Source organism: Arthrobacter sp. SPT-J7, from assembly GCF_059089965.1.
In genome coordinates, this window is the sequence record NZ_JBNHFF010000001.1 from 301,196 (window position 1) to 316,482 (window position 15,287).

The 15,287-nt window shown below is 66.4% G+C and carries 13 protein-coding genes, 1 tRNA gene and 2 pseudogenes; 12 read left to right on the plus strand and 4 right to left on the minus strand.

The genetic code is table 11. The annotated features are described in order from the left end of the window. Nucleotides 1-227 precede the first annotated feature (227 nt). The 6 genes and pseudogenes from AC5RWX_RS01340 (at nucleotide 228) to AC5RWX_RS01365 (ending at nucleotide 5,526) form a co-directional block, all read left to right on the plus strand. A complete protein-coding gene (locus tag AC5RWX_RS01340; RefSeq protein ID WP_493939894.1) occupies nucleotides 228-866 on the plus strand; it encodes a TetR/AcrR family transcriptional regulator in 639 nt (212 codons plus the stop codon). A 163-nt stretch (nucleotides 867-1,029) separates the two neighbouring features. Continuing rightward, nucleotides 1,030-1,806 carry an electron transfer flavoprotein subunit beta/FixA family protein gene (locus AC5RWX_RS01345; protein ID WP_493939895.1) on the plus strand — a complete coding sequence of 259 codons (777 nt, stop codon included), beginning with the start codon at nucleotides 1,030-1,032 and terminating at the stop codon, nucleotides 1,804-1,806. Between the two features lie 11 nt (nucleotides 1,807-1,817). Continuing rightward, entirely contained in the window at nucleotides 1,818-2,801 is a 984-nt protein-coding gene (locus AC5RWX_RS01350) for an electron transfer flavoprotein subunit alpha/FixB family protein (RefSeq protein WP_493939896.1), read from the plus strand. 4 nt (nucleotides 2,802-2,805) lie between these two features. Continuing rightward, a complete protein-coding gene (locus AC5RWX_RS01355; RefSeq protein WP_494096879.1) occupies nucleotides 2,806-4,440 on the plus strand; it encodes a cytochrome b/b6 domain-containing protein in 1,635 nt (544 codons plus the stop codon). A 112-nt stretch (nucleotides 4,441-4,552) separates the two neighbouring features. Beyond that, a pseudogene (locus AC5RWX_RS01360) lies at nucleotides 4,553-5,014 on the plus strand (NAD(P)(+) transhydrogenase (Re/Si-specific) subunit beta); the annotation flags it as partial. 374 nt (nucleotides 5,015-5,388) lie between these two features. Next, on the plus strand, nucleotides 5,389-5,526 hold the full coding sequence (locus AC5RWX_RS01365; RefSeq protein ID WP_493939898.1) for a hypothetical protein: 138 nt from the start codon (nucleotides 5,389-5,391) through the stop codon (nucleotides 5,524-5,526). Between the two features lie 197 nt (nucleotides 5,527-5,723). Here the strand turns inward: AC5RWX_RS01365 and AC5RWX_RS01370 are convergent. The 3 genes and pseudogenes from AC5RWX_RS01370 to purB form a co-directional block, all read right to left on the minus strand. Beyond that, nucleotides 5,724-5,903 (minus strand): annotated as a pseudogene (locus tag AC5RWX_RS01370) (acetolactate synthase); the annotation flags it as partial. Between the two features lie 199 nt (nucleotides 5,904-6,102). Beyond that, nucleotides 6,103-6,176 (minus strand) — tRNA-Met (locus AC5RWX_RS01375). A 160-nt stretch (nucleotides 6,177-6,336) separates the two neighbouring features. Continuing rightward, nucleotides 6,337-7,749 carry an adenylosuccinate lyase gene (gene purB / locus AC5RWX_RS01380; RefSeq protein WP_494096880.1) on the minus strand — a complete coding sequence of 471 codons (1,413 nt, stop codon included), beginning with the start codon at nucleotides 7,747-7,749 and terminating at the stop codon, nucleotides 6,337-6,339. A gap of 160 nt (nucleotides 7,750-7,909) precedes the next feature. On the opposite strand from purB, the gene AC5RWX_RS01385 reads away from it, so the two are divergent. Both AC5RWX_RS01385 and AC5RWX_RS01390 read left to right on the plus strand, forming a co-directional pair. Continuing rightward, nucleotides 7,910-8,221 (plus strand): hypothetical protein, encoded by a 312-nt coding sequence (locus AC5RWX_RS01385; protein WP_494096881.1) that lies wholly within the window; start codon nucleotides 7,910-7,912, stop codon nucleotides 8,219-8,221. 35 nt (nucleotides 8,222-8,256) lie between these two features. Further along, a complete protein-coding gene (locus tag AC5RWX_RS01390; protein WP_494096882.1) occupies nucleotides 8,257-9,738 on the plus strand; it encodes a hypothetical protein in 1,482 nt (493 codons plus the stop codon). A gap of 1 nt (nucleotide 9,739) precedes the next feature. Here AC5RWX_RS01390 and AC5RWX_RS01395 read toward each other — a convergent pair whose 3' ends face one another. Next, entirely contained in the window at nucleotides 9,740-10,141 is a 402-nt protein-coding gene (locus tag AC5RWX_RS01395) for a phage holin family protein (protein ID WP_493941087.1), read from the minus strand. 73 nt (nucleotides 10,142-10,214) lie between these two features. Here AC5RWX_RS01395 and AC5RWX_RS01400 point away from each other — a divergent pair, with 73 nt between their 5' ends. The 4 genes from AC5RWX_RS01400 to AC5RWX_RS01415 all read left to right on the plus strand — a co-directional run bounded on the left by AC5RWX_RS01400 (nucleotide 10,215) and on the right by AC5RWX_RS01415 (nucleotide 15,201). Continuing rightward, nucleotides 10,215-11,366 carry a histidinol-phosphate transaminase gene (locus AC5RWX_RS01400; protein ID WP_494096883.1) on the plus strand — a complete coding sequence of 384 codons (1,152 nt, stop codon included), beginning with the start codon at nucleotides 10,215-10,217 and terminating at the stop codon, nucleotides 11,364-11,366. Nucleotides 11,367-11,514: 148 nt separating this feature from the next. Next, nucleotides 11,515-12,696, plus strand: coding sequence for a pyruvate dehydrogenase (acetyl-transferring) E1 component subunit alpha (pdhA, locus tag AC5RWX_RS01405; protein WP_494096884.1), 1,182 nt, complete (start codon nucleotides 11,515-11,517; stop codon nucleotides 12,694-12,696). Next, the gene (locus tag AC5RWX_RS01410) at nucleotides 12,696-13,670 is read left to right on the plus strand and encodes an alpha-ketoacid dehydrogenase subunit beta (RefSeq protein ID WP_494096885.1); all 975 of its coding nucleotides are present in this window, start codon (nucleotides 12,696-12,698) and stop codon (nucleotides 13,668-13,670) included. The genes pdhA and AC5RWX_RS01410 overlap by 1 nt, the downstream gene beginning before the upstream one ends. Before the next feature lie 13 nt (nucleotides 13,671-13,683). Beyond that, a complete protein-coding gene (locus AC5RWX_RS01415) occupies nucleotides 13,684-15,201 on the plus strand; it encodes a dihydrolipoamide acetyltransferase family protein (protein WP_494096886.1) in 1,518 nt (505 codons plus the stop codon). The last annotated feature ends 86 nt before the right edge of the window (nucleotides 15,202-15,287 follow it).

The following is a 15,287-nucleotide window of genomic DNA, read 5'->3' on the forward strand; positions in this document are numbered from 1 at the left end:
GTAAAGTAAGCTTGATTCGAACCAAGGGCGATGTCAAGACGGCATCGGAACCCGCCCTGCGCAATGGACGAATGGAAGTATCACGCAATGGCGATGGCTAGGACGATCTCAGACCCAACCGGGGCGGGGCGAAACATCTCTGATCGCGCGTCTGTGGCGGTCGGCTGGGTAGGCCTCTGCGGCCTCGCCATGGGAGTCGTTGGTGCGAGTGTCGATCGCAGGGCCTCATGACAGACGTCGAGCCGACAAACGTAACGGCGACCATGGCCCGCTGGAAGGTATATGGCGACTCACTGGTGCCGCCGATCCTGCAGGCCGCCCTGACCTGCTTCGTCGAGCACGGGTACCACGGGACCACAACGCGTCAGCTTGCCTCCGCCGCGGGCCTATCGGTACCTGGCCTCTATCACCACTTCGAGTCGAAGCAAGCGATGCTCGTGAGTCTCATGGAGATCGCGATGGCGGACCTGTATGGCCGCAGCATCGCCGCGCTCGAAGAGGCAGGTGAGTCGGTGGAGGCCAGGTTCAGGTCGCACATCGAGTGTCTCGTGCTGTTCCACGCGTATCGCGGCGAGCTCGCGTTCATTGCGGCGAGCGAGATACGCGCGCTGGAGCCGGAAGCCCGCGCGCGACACATTGCGTCCCGTGACCGACAGCAAAGGATTTTAGATGGCATCGTCGAGGAAGGTGTTCGCGCAGGGCTTTTTCGTACGGAGAGTCCGCGTGATGCTAGCCGCGCCGTTGTCACTATGTGCACGGGTGTAGCACAGTGGTATCGACTCGACGGCCAGCTTTCACCCGCCGATCTCGCGGAAGAATACGTGCTTCTGACGCAGCGGGCCCTTGGACAGGAGGGCTCGTTATAGGCGTAGTCGATCATCGCAGACCTGCGCCGCAGATGACGAGGCGCCCACTGGCCGTCTGCGCACATTGGAACCAAGATTTGTCTGAACTAGGAGTCCTTGCGGCTCCGCATCGATACATTGCGACAGCCGCCGTGAAGAAGTTAGGCGGCGAGAGGAGATGTCAATGAAGATCATCGTGCTGGTTAAGGAGGTCCCCGACACTTACGGGGATCGCAAGCTCGACCTCGAGACCGGGCTCGCCGATCGCGCGGCCGGCGAGGTCGTACTCGACGAGATCGGGGAACGTGCGCTCGAGGTCGCGCTCTCATACGCGGACAGGAATGCCAACACCGAGGTGGAGGTCCTGTCGATGGCGCCAGAGAGTGCCGCCGCGACGTTACGCAAGTGCCTCGCCATGGGAGCAGCATCGGCTGTGCAGGTTGCCGACGAGGCGCTCCGCGGGGCGGATCTCGGGCTGACAGCAGAGGTACTCGCCGCTGCGATTCGGCGTATCGGGTTCGACCTTGTGATCGCAGGCAACTTGTCTACGGATGGCACCGGCGGCGCGCTGGCGGCGATGGTTTCCGAGCTGCTCGGTGTGCCGCATGCGACGTCGCTGACATCGATCGAAATCGCCGAGGACTCCGTGACCGGCGTTCGCGCTACCGAGAACGGCACGATGCAGGTGAAAGCCTCGCTGCCTGCCGTGGTGTCGATCACAGAGGCGCTTCCGGATGCGCGGTTCCCGAACTTCAAGGGGATCATAGCGGCGAAGAAGAAGCCGTTCGAGACTTTGTCCTTGGCGGACCTGGCTGTCGACCCTGATGCCGCGAAGTCCGGGCGGTCGATCGTCATTGCGATCGCAGAAAAGCCGGCCCGCGGTGCGGGAGTGAAAATAGTCGACGAGGGCGATGCGGGCGAGCAGCTCGCCAATTTCCTCCTGCAGAACCGACTGGTGTAAGGAGCACAATCATGGCTGAATACGAAGCGGACTCTATCCTTGTCCTTGTCGAGCTCACGCCCTCCGGCGGACTCGAGGGCAGCGCGGCAGGCCTGCTCGGCGCCGCCGCCCAGGCCGGCACTCCCGTCGCGCTGGTGGTGACCGCAGCCGGCGCGGGCGCTGCCGCCGCGGATGCCGCGGGCGGCCTGGGCGCTGCGCACGTGGTCGTTGCCGAGACGGCAGATCCCGGCATCCTGACACTTCCGGTAGTCGATGCGCTGGTCGCCGCCGTAGACGCCGTGCGTCCCGACGCAGTGCTTATCTCGAACTCGATCGCTGGTCGGGATGTCGCGGGAGCGTTTGCCGCACGCACCCGATCCGGTCTGGCGGTCGATGCGATCGGTGTCTCGCGGGATGCTGAAGGCATCGTCGCCCATCATTCGGTCTACGGCGGCGCCTACAACGTCGACTCCGCCGTAACCTGGGGAGCGCCGGTGATCACGGTACGGCAGGGGGCAGTCGAGGCGCGCGCCGAGGCGCGCGTGCCCACGGTGATGACACTGCCGGTGACCGCATCGGGCGGGCCGGCGGCATCCATCGTGTCGTTTGAAGAGGTCGTCCAGACATCGAGCCGTCCCGAGCTGCGTGGAGCGGTGAAGGTTGTCTCCGGCGGGCGCGGTCTCGGTTCCGAGGAGAAGTTCGTGCTCGTCGAGCAGCTCGCAGACGCCCTCGGAGCGGCCGTCGGTGCCTCACGCGCTGCGGTCGACGCTGGTTACATCGCCCAGTCGCATCAGGTCGGGCAGACTGGCGTTTCCGTGGCACCACAGCTGTACGTGGCGCTCGGGATTTCCGGGGCTATCCAGCACCGTGCGGGCATGCAAACGGCAAAGACAATTGTCGCGATCAATAAGGACGCGGATGCCCCGATCTTCGAGATCGCGGACTTCGGTGTCGTCGGCGACCTGTTCACTGTCGTGCCGCAGCTGATGGCTGCGCTCGACGATAAGAAGTTGTAGCGCGATGGCGACGTACACACGCTCGATACGCCAGGGACTTCCGCGCATCCCCGGCGGTGAACCCTGGCCGCCGGCCGGGGACGCGCCCAAGGCGGCGGATGCGCCCGGTGCTGAGGCGAACCCACTCGAGCAGCCCTCGACGATCCCGGAGTCTGCCGCAGCGACGGCGTCGTCGCTGGCTCCAGAGACGACGGCCGGGACCACCGAAACGAAACCGGATGTGGCGGAACCGGTTGCGACCGCCGCTCCCGGAGGCACCCGACCAATTCGCCGCGGACTGCCGCGGGTTCCCGGCGGTGAGCCGTGGCCGCCTCCCAGCGAGGTGGACGTGCCCGCCGCTGCGTCCGACCCCGCTGTTACCTCGATTCCGGACGCCAAGTCAAACGCTGCCGGGCAGGCTCCGGTCATTCCCGCAGGGTCGGCCGAAGCGTCTCCGCCTGGCGCCGCCTCCGATCGTCCGCTCCGTCGAGGCTTGCCGCGCGTCAAGGAAAACGAGCCACAGCCGGCTACGGGGTCAGCCGCCGCACCCATCGCTACCGAGTCCGGGGGAACGGCACCGGCGGGAACGGAGGACACCGCACCCCCCGCGGCATCCATTCCCGCTTCCAGTGCCATCGATGGCAACGCACAGCCGGTACGGCCCTCCGCGCCGGCTGCCGCCACCACACCGGAGCCCCCACGGGAACAGGCCCGCTCCGGATCGACGCCCGTTTCCGCGCGGGAGCCCGGCCGGTTCGGCTCTTATACGCGCAAGCAGTTGCTGGGATTCACCGTCGTCGGTGTGTTCGCGCTACTGGGGGTCGCGACGGCCGTCGTGCTCACCGCTGCGTGGTTCCGGAGTCTGCCGTTCATGCAGGACTTCTTGACCTCCTATCCCGGCGAATATCACCTGCCTGAGAGTGCGGCCCCCGGCTTTCCGGCGTGGGTACAGTGGCAGCACTTCTTCAACGTGTTCCTGATTGTGCTAATCATCCGCTCGGGGCTGCAGGTACGCACCGAGAAACGGCCAACTGCGTTCTGGACACCGAAGTGGTCGAAGGACGGCAAGGGCAAGATCAGCCTGACGCTTTGGTTCCACCAGGCCCTCGATATCCTATGGCTGGCCAATGGCATCGTTTTCGTGGTGTTGCTGTTCGTAACAGGGCACTGGGTGCGAATCGTGCCGACAAGCTGGGAAGTTTTCCCCAACGCCCTCTCGGCACTGCTGCAGTACTTGTCGTTGGACTGGCCGACTGAGAACGGCTGGGTGAACTACAACAGCCTGCAGCAGCTCATGTACTTCCTGACGGTCTTCGTCGCCGCGCCGCTCGCGGCCATCACAGGGGCGCGGATGTCGGAGGCCTGGCCGAAGAAAACGACGGCGCTCAACAGGATTTACCCCGTCGAGTGGGCACGAGCGGTCCACTTCCCGGTGATGTTGTACTTCACGGGGTTCATCATTGTGCATGTCGCCCTCGTTTTCGCCACCGGAGCGCTGCGGAACCTGAACCACATGTACGGTGGTACAGACGTCGTCAACTGGGCCGGATTCTGGATCTTCTTCGCCTCGCTGCTTATCATCGTCGGCGGTTGGATCGCGGCCCGGCCCTTGGTGCTCGCCCAGATTGCGAAGCTCTCCGGTAAGGTCACGGCACGTTGATGTCCGTCTGAGAGCAAGTTCGCCGCCAGAGCCAGCCGGGTCTTGATAGATCGCTGGAGCAGGCCGGGCGATTGCAAGGGGGAAACGGGCTGATGGCGTTTCCAGACCCATGGCGGAAATGCTGACGAACCCCTCAAGTGTGGACATCACCCCCGGGTATGGGATGGCCGTGGCCCAGGCCCAGGCCCAGTACCCCGTGGCCGTTCGGTTCGGGACCCACCCGGTCGCGGGGCGCCTGCCAGGGCACATGAACGTGCTCCTGGCCGAAGCCAAGGTCCCGTACGACATTGTGCTGGAAATGGACGAAATCAACGACGACCTCGGCGACACCTCCGTGGTCCTCGTCATCGGTACGAACGATACCGTAAACCCCGCCGCGGCCGAAGACCCCTACAGCCCCATCGCCGGGATGCCCGTGCTGCGCCTCTGGGAGGCCGAGAACGTCGTGGTGTTCAAGCGGTCCATGGCCGCCGGCTACGCCGGCGTCCAGAACCCCCTGTTCTTCCGCGACAACTCCCAGATGCTCTTCGGCGACGCCAAACAACGCGTCGAAGACATCCTCCGCGCCTTCTAACGGGAGTTGACCTCCTGATGCTCCGCGCCGGGGCGGATCGCGCGGCGTGGATCTCCTTCCGCCCAACCCGACATTTATCCACCACACGAATAAGGCAAGCCATTGACGACGCAGCCCGAAGAGGCGGCACCCTACGGGAGCACCCCCGTCGCATCCACGCAGTCTTTCTCCCCACCGTCCCTCGGTCTCCGGCCCGCGTCCGCGTCCACAACCTGGCCCATTTCAACGCCGCACGGGAGAAGTTCCCGATGCTGGCCGCCTATAACCATTACATGGCCCAGATCTTCGACGAGGCGGGCGCCGAGGTGCCCTGGTCGCGACTCGGCGGCGAACAATGTCATGGGCTAAGTCGATAGGGGCTGTAAAGAATCACCATGGCACTCTCGACGAACGATTCCACCGAAAACGAACCCGAAATCACGTTTGCCGAATTCTGGGCCATACTTCCCGGCCACTACACCTCGTCCCCGTGGGAAGGCCTGTTTTGGGAGCTGGACACAGAGACAGATTGAAGCGAAATGGGCGTGATCTAACCTACAAAGCAGTGGACTCTTGTGTCAGTCGACGGCACAGGGGCACTCCTTTCGAAACTTCAGGGGTCCTAGCAAGGTTGAGGACCGAACACGGTGGCGAGTAAGGCCTCAGAAGCCGGTATCGCGGTAAACCGGCTCGGGTAGGAGTCGGGCACAAGCATGCGGCGCCCGGGGTGGTTGCGTGCGCTGAGCAGAGATGCGCAGAACCGGGTGGGGAAGTAGCGGTGTGCCCAGTTGGTGTGTTCTCCGGCGCCAAAGGTCACCACGGCGTCTTCCGGCAGGGAAGGAACCAAGTTGGCCATGAGAGGACCCATGCGGGCAGGGCCGTCGGCAGGTGTTGCCGGACGGGCAGCTGCTCAAGCCAGCCCTTCCCACGCGAACAACGCCGCATGCCCCGGCTCCAGAGTCACAGAAGCACTTCAGCCTGCTGGGCTGACGCCAGTGCTTTGCCTGAACTTAAATTTAGGCCGGAGTCTAGAACGGAGCCGAATAGTATCCAGCCAAAAAGAAAGGCCCTCTGACCGGGATAATCCCTAGTCAGAGGGCCTTTATTCGTTGCGGGGGTAGGATTTGAACCTACGACCTCCGGGTTATGAGCCCGGCGAGCTACCGAACTGCTCCACCCCGCGGCGTATTTATGACTGTAGACCCCCAAGTGACCAAACGACGAATTTGGTGAGGCGCGTCACCTGCAGCGTCAAAAACCCCTGTCCTTAAAGCACGACGGCGGCCGGGCGCCTTCCCCGCGGAAGGTGCGCGACCGCCGTCGTCGGCAGCAGCTGTGCCGGACTACTGGAGGTGGTCTACCAGCTTGCCGGCGATGCCGTTGTAGTTGCCCGGGGTCAGTGCCAGCAGGCGGGCTTCGGCGTCGGGGGAGAGTCCCAGGCCGGAGACAAACTCCTGCATCCGCTCGGCGTCGACCCGGTGGCCGCGGGTGAGTTCCTTGAGTCGCTCGTACGGGTTCTCCATGCCTTCCACGCCGGCGATGGCCTCGGCGCGCATGACCATCTGGATGGCCTCGCCGAGCACCTCCCAGTTCTGGTCCAGGTCGGCGGCCAGCACCTCTGCCGGTACGCTGAGCCGGTCCAGTCCCTTGGCCACGTTGGAGATGGCCAGCAGCGAGTGGCCGAAGGCGACGCCGATGTTGCGCTGTGAGGACGAGTCCGTCAGGTCGCGCTGCCAGCGGGAGGTAACCAGTGTGGCCGCCAGTGTGTCCAGCAGCCCGTTCGAGATCTCCAGGTTGGCTTCGGCGTTCTCGAACCGGATCGGGTTCACCTTGTGCGGCATCGTGGAGGAGCCGGTGGCGCCTTCCACCGGGATCTGCGCGAAGTAGCCGATGGAGATGTAGCTCCAGATGTCGGTGCAGGCGTTGTGCAGGATCCGGTTGAAGCGGGCCATGTCCGCGTACAGCTCGGCCTGCCAGTCGTGCGATTCGATCTGCGTGGTCAACGGGTTCCAGGTCAGCCCGAGGCCCTCGATGAAGGACCGGGAGACGGCCTGCCAGTCGGCGGAGGGCACGGACGCGTAATGTGCGGCGTAGGTGCCGGTGGCGCCGTTGATCTTGCCCAGGTACTCGGTCTTGGCGATCCGGTCCAGCTGGCGGTTCAGCCGGTGCGCAATGACGGCCAGTTCCTTGCCCAAGCTGGTCGGCGTGGCAGGCTGTCCGTGGGTGCGTGAGAGCATCGGCACATCGCGGTGCTCACGCGCCATCTCCGCGAACTGCTCCACCAGCGCGCGGGCAGCGGGTAGCCAGACCTGCTCCACGGCTCCCTTGACGCCCAATGCGTAGGACAGGTTGTTGATGTCCTCGGAGGTGCAGCCGAAGTGCACCATGGCGGTGAGACTCTCGATGCCGATTCCTTCGAGCCGGCGGCCGATGAAGTACTCCACAGCTTTCACATCGTGGACGGTAACGGCTTCGATCTCCGCCAGTTCGCGCACGGCGTTGCCGTCGAAGTCGGTGACGATCTTGCGCAGCGCCGCCTGCTGGTCCTCGCTGAGCGGGCCCGCGCCGGGCAGGACCGACTGGCTGGTCAGATGGATCAGCCATTCCACCTCGACGTGGACGCGGTCGCGGTTCAGTGCCGCTTCCGAAAGGTAGTCCACCAGCGGCGCGACCGCGTGGTGGTACCGGCCGTCCAGCGGACCGAGTGCGATAGCGGGGGTGACTTCTGCCAGGGGGACGCGGTGAGTTTCAGCCATGGCCCCTATTCTCCCATGTTGAACGACGCCGTTTCCTGTGTGACTCCGCCTCCACAGCGCTGCTGCGTGGGACGTCGTGCACATAGCCGGACAGCCGCCGCCGCCGCGGAAGACGCCGGGCCTAGCGTCGATGCTGGAGGCGCAAAGGAGGTCTGGGGTGATGTTTTGGCAAGCAACGACGGCGGAGGCCGGGTGGGGCGGGCAGCCGGACCCGGGATGGGGGCCGGCTGCCGGTCGGCTTCTGTCCTGCGAGCAGGAACTGCTGGGGGTGCGCGCGGATCTGGCGGCCGCCGCTCAGGCGTGGGTTTCACCGGCTGGCAGGGCCTTCAGGGAGCAGCTGTACGAGTACCGGCTAGGGATGGCGGAGGCGGCGGAACTGCTCAGGGTCGCGGCGGCTGCCCTGAGGGCCGCGGACGGGGCGATCAGCGCGGCCCGAGCGGCGGCCGCCGCCATGCATGGCCGCTTGCCGTGACGGTCCACCCGCAGACCTGGTGCTGAGGATGCCCGGTGGCTGAGGCAGGCTGGCTGCCCGGGGGAGCCCGGTGGTGGGACGGAGCGGCCGGATATCGCAGCTATGACGGCTACCGGGTGGCCGGCGGCATCGGCGGTATTGCGTTCGAATGGCAGGAGCTGGCCTCGGCCGCGGCCGGGCTCGAATCCGCCGCGGCAACCATTGGCGTTCAGTGGCGCGAGGTCTGGGCCGTGAAATTGCTGCTGGCCGATCCGCGCTGGGTTCTGCTGCCGGAACGAGTGGCAGCCGAGGCAGCGGTGAACGCGGCAGCGGGATCGCTGGCCGGATTGGCGGACAACTGCGGGGCCTTGGCGGCCAAGGTGCGGCTGGCACACGGCACCTACCGGGCCGCGGAGCAGGCTGCCGCGACCGGGTTGCAGGCCGTTGACGCGGCGACCTGGTGGATCACCGTGGCCGTCGGGATGGCCGCCAACGAGGGGCGGCCGACTCGGGCCGGAGCCGAGCGGCTGTTGAACCAGGGACCCGCCGCGCTCGCCGGCGCGCTGGGTGCTCCGGCCGCCGGCGCGCTGCTGCGGGACAGCCAGCACGCCGGTGTGGGACAAGAGCCGGTCACCCAGCACATCGCGGTCGTGCTGGCACCGGCGGCCGGCCAGGCCGGCCAGCTTCACGGCTCTCCCGTCGAGATCGTGCGCGTGGACGCAGCGGCCGAAGAGATCGACCCGGCGCCGGCCTCGCTGGCGGGGCTGCTGGAACGGACCGCCATCGCCGCTGAAGCCGGCGACGGCACCGTGGAGGTCCTTGAGCTGGAGTACGGCGGGCAGAAGCGCTGGGTGGTCGCGCTTCCGGGCACCCAAGCCGCGGGCACGGCCCAGCCGACAACGAATCCGTTCGACGAGTCCGGTATTGCCGAAGCCGTCGCCGGCGGCAGCCCGTTTATTGCTGATGCCGTGTCGCGTGCACTCCGGGACGCGGGCGCCGACGCGGACGATCTGGTGGTGCTCACCGGCTACAGCCAGGGCGGCATCCACGCCATGAACCTCGCCGCGGACCCGGCTTTCCTGGCCGAACACAACGTGGGATTCGTGCTGACGGCCGGATCGCCGGTCGCCGGCATCGCGGCCAGCCCGGGCGTCCGCAGCGTTCACTTGGAGCACGTTCAGGACTGGGTTCCGGGCGCCGATGCCAGTCCTAACCCCGACCGGCGTGAGCAGGTCACCGTGACGCTGACCGATCCCGTCGCCACTCCCTCGGGCGCCGGCGTGGGACTGGGGCCAGGCCACGATCTGCAGAACTACGTGCAAGGCGCCCGTGCGGTGGATGCTAGCCCGGACCCTTCGGTGCAGGATGCGGCGGCCTACCTGGGCGCTGCGCTCGCCGGCGGGACGGCGCGGCAGCATCTGTTCACCCTGCGCCGCGCCAAACCGGATGGCGGGCGGCCGACCCCGGCGGGTTCGCCGGCTAGCCGCACGGCGCAGCCGCGGGACGGTGCCGGCGGTCAGCGGAAAGCGAGGTCCTGACTTAGCGGCTGCGGGTCAACGTGCCGGCCACCAGCGACACCACGCTGATGATCAGCGAGCCCAGGATGGCGGTCCAGAAGAACGAATCGACGACGAATTCCACCGGGGTGAAGCTGGACAGCCAAGCGGTCAGCACCAGCATCAGCGCGTTAATCACAATGGTGAACAGCCCCAGCGTCAGGATCGTGACGGGAATCGAAAGGAAGGAAACGATCGGGCGGACGATCGCGTTGACCAGGCCAAAGACCAGCCCGATGAACAGATAACCCAGAACCGTGCCGAGCATTTCATTGCCGACCGCGTCGGCCGCGGCGGTTCCGTGGATGTCCATGCCGGGCAGAATCCAGTTGGCTACCCAGAGTGCCAGCGCATTGATGATGACCCGCACAATGAACTTTCCCATGCGCTTATGCTGCCACACACGCGCCGTCGCCACGCTGAATGAACTGTGCCCGAGCCCACGTATCCTTTAAGGCATGACTTCTCCTGAGAACCCCATCAAGGAAGCTGCGGTTCAGGCAGCAGGAACGTCGGCCCGGATACACCCGCGCCCGGTCCTCGACAGGCTGCCTAAATACGCTGCCGGCAAGCCGCCGACAGCGATCGAGGGACTGCAGTCCTACAAATTGTCCTCCAACGAAAACCCCTTGCCGCCGCTGCCTGCCGTACTGGAAGCCGTGAACGCGCAGACGGACATCATGCGCTACCCCGACCCGTTGTGCACCGCCCTGCGAACCGAGCTGGGCCGCTTCCTGGACGTCCCGGCCGACGACGTTGTCACCGGCGCGGGCAGCCTGGGCGCCCTGGTGCAGATCCTGCAGACGTTCGCCGGGCAGCACGAGGACGGCAGCGAAGACGAAGTTGTCTACCCCTGGCGCTCGTTCGAGGCCTACCCGATCATGGTGGGGCTCTCCGGCGCCCGGAGCGTCCAGATCCCCAACCGGTCCGACGGCACGCACGACCTCGAAGCCATGCTGGACGCGGTGACCGAACGGACCAAGGTCATTCTGCTGTGCACGCCGAACAACCCGACTGGCCCGGCGCTGAAGGCGACGGACGTGGAGAACTTTGTCCGCGCCGTCCGTGATGACATCATCGTCGTCATCGATGAGGCCTACACGGAGTTCGTCCGCGACCCGGAGGTGGTGGACGGCGTCGCCATGTACCGGAAGTACCCGAACGTGGTGGTACTTCGCACCTTCTCCAAGGCGCACGGCCTGGCCGGCCTGCGCGTGGGCTATTCCATCTCGCAGCCCCAAATCACCCAGCACCTGCGCGTAGCGGCTACGCCCTTTGCAGTCTCCAGCCTGGCCGAGCATGCGGCCATCACGTCGCTGCGCCACTACGACGAAGTTGTAGAAAGGGTACAAAGCCTGGTGGACGAGCGTGACCGGGTGGTTGCCGGACTCGCGATGCTGGGGTGGAAGATCCCGCAGACCCAAGGCAACTTCGTCTGGCTGCCGCTGGGCGACCGGGCGCAGGAGTTCGCCGAGCTGGCCGGGCAGCAAGCGCTGTCCGTCAGGGCCTTCGCCGGCGATGGGGTCCGGGTCAGCATCGGCGAGGTCGAAGCCAACAGCCGTTTCCTGGCGCTCTGTGAGAACTATACAAACGGCCCCGGCGTTTCCTGACGGTAATAACACGGGTCCCGGCTAGCGCTGCCGTTAGGCTAAGACGAGACAAACGACCGGTATATGCCGGGTCGGGAATGCATTCCCGGTCCGGCATATATGAACAGCGAAGATCTGCCGGACCCCGGCCGATCGGCGAGGAGTTCATATGGGCGCTGAGCACTTGCCCGCCTCGGAATTCGATATCGAAGAACTCGAGCAGTCCCTGGTGACCAGCGACCCCGCTGAGGCACCGCCGCTGGTGCAGTTGATGGCGCCCGACGGCAGCGTCCGCGAGGACACAAAGTACGGCCACTATGCGGCCCACCTGGACGGTGACGCGCTCCGGGCCATGTACCGGGACATGGCTCTGGTCCGCCGCTTCGACCAGGAGGCCACCGCGCTGCAGCGGCAGGGCCAACTGCTGCTGTGGCCGCCCCTGCTCGGGCAGGAAGCGGCGCAAATCGGCTCCGGCAGCGCGCTGCAGCGCCAGGACTACGTGTTCCCGACCTACCGCGAGCACGGCGTAGCGCTCACCCGCGGGCTGGAACTGTCCAACGTGTTGCGGCTCTTCCGCGGCGTCAGCAACGGCGGCTGGGACCCGCGGGAGAGCAACTTCCACCTCTACACGTTGGTGCTGGCCGCCCAATCGCTGCACGCGGTCGGCTACGCCATGGGCGTCCAGCGCGACGGCGAGGATGCCGTGACGGTCGCCTACTTCGGCGACGGGGCCAGTTCTGAAGGCGATATCCACGAGTCGATGGTGTTTGCCGCCTCCAACCAATCGCCGGTGATCTTTTTCTGCCAGAACAACCACTGGGCCATCTCCGTCCCCTCGGAGGTCCAGTCGCGGATCCCGCTGTCCAACCGTGCCACCGGCTACGGTTTCCCCGGCATCCGAGTGGATGGCAATGACGTAGTGGCCGTCCATGCAGTCACGCGATGGGCGCTGGAGCGGGCGCGGTCGGGCAAGGGCCCGGTGCTGATCGAGGCGTTTACGTACCGGATGAGCGCGCACACCACGGCGGACGATCCCACCAAATACCGCGAGGCTGCCGAAGAAGAGCAGTGGCGCGAGCGCGATCCGCTGCTGCGGTTGGAACGGTATCTGCGCAGCACCAACACCGCTGGCCAGGACTTCTTCGACCAAGTCACCGTGGAGGCGGACAAGCTCGCGGCCAGCACGCGCGCCGATGTGCTGGCGATGGAGGCCCCGGACTTCGAGGACCACTTCGCCAATGTGTACGGAGATCCGCACCCCTTGGTCCGTGAGGAGTTGGAGTGGCACCGGCAGTACCAAGCCGGCTTCGCCGAAGACAACGCCGGACAGACTGAAGGGGAGGCACGCTGATGGCCACCATGACCATTGCCAAGGCGATCACCAGCGGTCTCCGCGCCGTCTTGGCCGACGACCCGAAGACGCTCATCATGGGCGAGGATATCGGCAAGCTCGGTGGTGTCTACCGTGTCACCGAAGGACTGCAGGCCGAATTCGGTGCCGACCGGGTGGTCGACACCCCGCTGGCCGAGTCCGGCATCCTGGGCACCGCGATCGGGTTGTGCTTCCGCGGCTACCGGCCCATCTGCGAGATCCAGTTCGACGGGTTTGTCTTCCCCGCGTTCAACCAGATCACCACGCAATTGGCCAAGATCCGCTCCCGCAGCTCCGGCATGCTGTCCGCCCCCGTCGTCATCCGCATTCCCTACGGCGGCGGCATCGGATCCATCGAGCACCATTCGGAGTCCCCGGAAGCGCTCTTCGCGCATACCCCCGGACTGCGCATCATCACGCCGTCCAACGCGCACGACGCCTACTGGATGACCCAGCAGGCCGTCGCCAGCGAGGACCCGGTGATCATCTTCGAGCCCAAACGCCGTTACTGGCTCAAGGGCGAGGTGGATACCGAGGCGGCCGGCCGTGATGCCTTCAGCGCACAGGTGGTCGGGGAAGGGACGGACGCCACCATCGTGGCCTACGGCCCGCTGGTCCCGGTCGCGCTGGCCGCGGCGCAGGCTGCGGAAGAGGATGGTAAAAGCGTCGAGGTGATCGACCTGCGCTCCATCTCGCCGATCGATTTCGACACCGTCACGGCATCGGTCGAGAAGACCGGCCGACTGATCGTCACGCACGAGGCCCCGACCTTCGGCGGCATCGGCGGCGAAATCGCCGCACGGGTGGGCGAGCGCGCCTTCCTCAGCTTGGAGGCCCCGGTGCTGCGGGTCGGCGGCTTCCACATGCCCTACCCACTGGCCAAGGTGGAGGAACAGTACCTGCCGGACATCGACCGCCTGCTCGAGGCCCTCGACCGTTCGCTCGCCTACTGATATCGGAGATTTAATGTCGAACACGCAGATTTTCAACCTTCCCGACGTCGGCGAGGGACTGGTCGAGGCCGAGATCGTGTCCTGGAAGGTCAAGGCCGGAGATACCGTGGCGGTCAACGACGTGATCGTCGAGATCGAGACCGCCAAGTCCCTGGTCGAGCTGCCCAGCCCGTACGCCGGGGTAGTCGCAGACCTACTGGTGCCGGAGGGCCAGACCGTGGAGGTCGGAACCCCGATCATTGCCGTGGCCCCCGAAGGCGCCCAACCCGCCGCCGCAACGCCGCAGCCCGCCACCGAAGCACCGGCCGCCACGGCGGCGCTGGAGCAGCCGGTGCCGAATGCGGCCCCCGAGGCCGGCCCGCTGGTCGGCTCCGGCCCCAAGGCCGACCCGGTCAGGCGCCGGTTGCGGCGCGGCAGCGCCGCTTCAACCACCGGAACAACGACGGCGGGGCGCGGCTCCGCGGTTCCGTCCGGCAAGGGGACCCCGCCTGCCGCCGCCCTGCATTTGCCCGAACCGCAGGGCCAGGCCCAGCATGTGCCCCCGGTTCCCACCGACGACGACGCAGCCGTTCCCGGCTCGGCCCCGGCCGCCGCCGGAAACCGGGGTGAAGCAGTCCAGGCCGCCGTCTCCCGGCTGCTGACGCGGGTGCTGGCCAAACCCCCGGTCCGCAAGGCGGCGAAGGATCTGGGCATCAACCTGGCCGACATCACCCCCACCGGCAAGGGCGGCGAGGTGACCAAACAGGATCTGCTCAGCTACCAGGCCCAGCGCGAGGCCGAACAAGCGGCCGCACCCACGTTCTGGGCGCAGCGGAAGGGTCTTCTGGACAACCGGATTGAACGCATCCCGGTCAAGGGCGTGCGCAAGGCGACCGCCAAGGCGATGGTGGAGTCCGCCTTCAGTGCGCCGCACGTGAGCATCTTCGTGGACGTGGACGCATCGCGGACCATGGAGTTTGTGCAGCGGCTGAAGAAGTCCCGCGACTTCGAAGGCATCAAGGTATCCCCGCTGCTCATCCTGGCCAAGGCCGTGATCTGGGCTGCCGCACGCAACCCGAGCGTCAACGCCAGCTGGGTGGAGACGGAGTCTGGCGACGAAATCCACGTCAAGCACTTCATGAACCTGGGCATTGCCGCCGCCACCCCGCGCGGCCTGCTGGTCCCGAACATCAAGGATGCGCAGGACCTCTCGCTGAAGGAACTCGCGGTCGCGCTCAACGAGCTGGCCACCACGGCCCGCGCCGGCAAGACCAAGCCGGCGGACATGCAGCACGGCACCCTGTCCATCACCAACATTGGCGCCCTCGGCATCGATATCGGCACCCCGATCATCAACCCCGGCGAAGTCGCGATCGTCGCCTTCGGCACCATCCGGCAGAAGCCGTGGGTGGTGTCCGGCGAAGTCATCCCGCGCTGGATCACTACGCTGGGCGGCTCGTTCGACCACCGTGTGGTGGACGGCGACCTCTCCGCCCGGTTCATGGCCGACGTCGCCGCCATCATGGAAGAGCCAGCGCTGCTGCTCGACTGACGCTGCCGCCGAGCCGCCGCGGAGCTGTTTCGCCGCGGCAAGCTGGTGCCCGCCAGGGGCCGCGGTTGCTAGGATCGCCGTGTGGC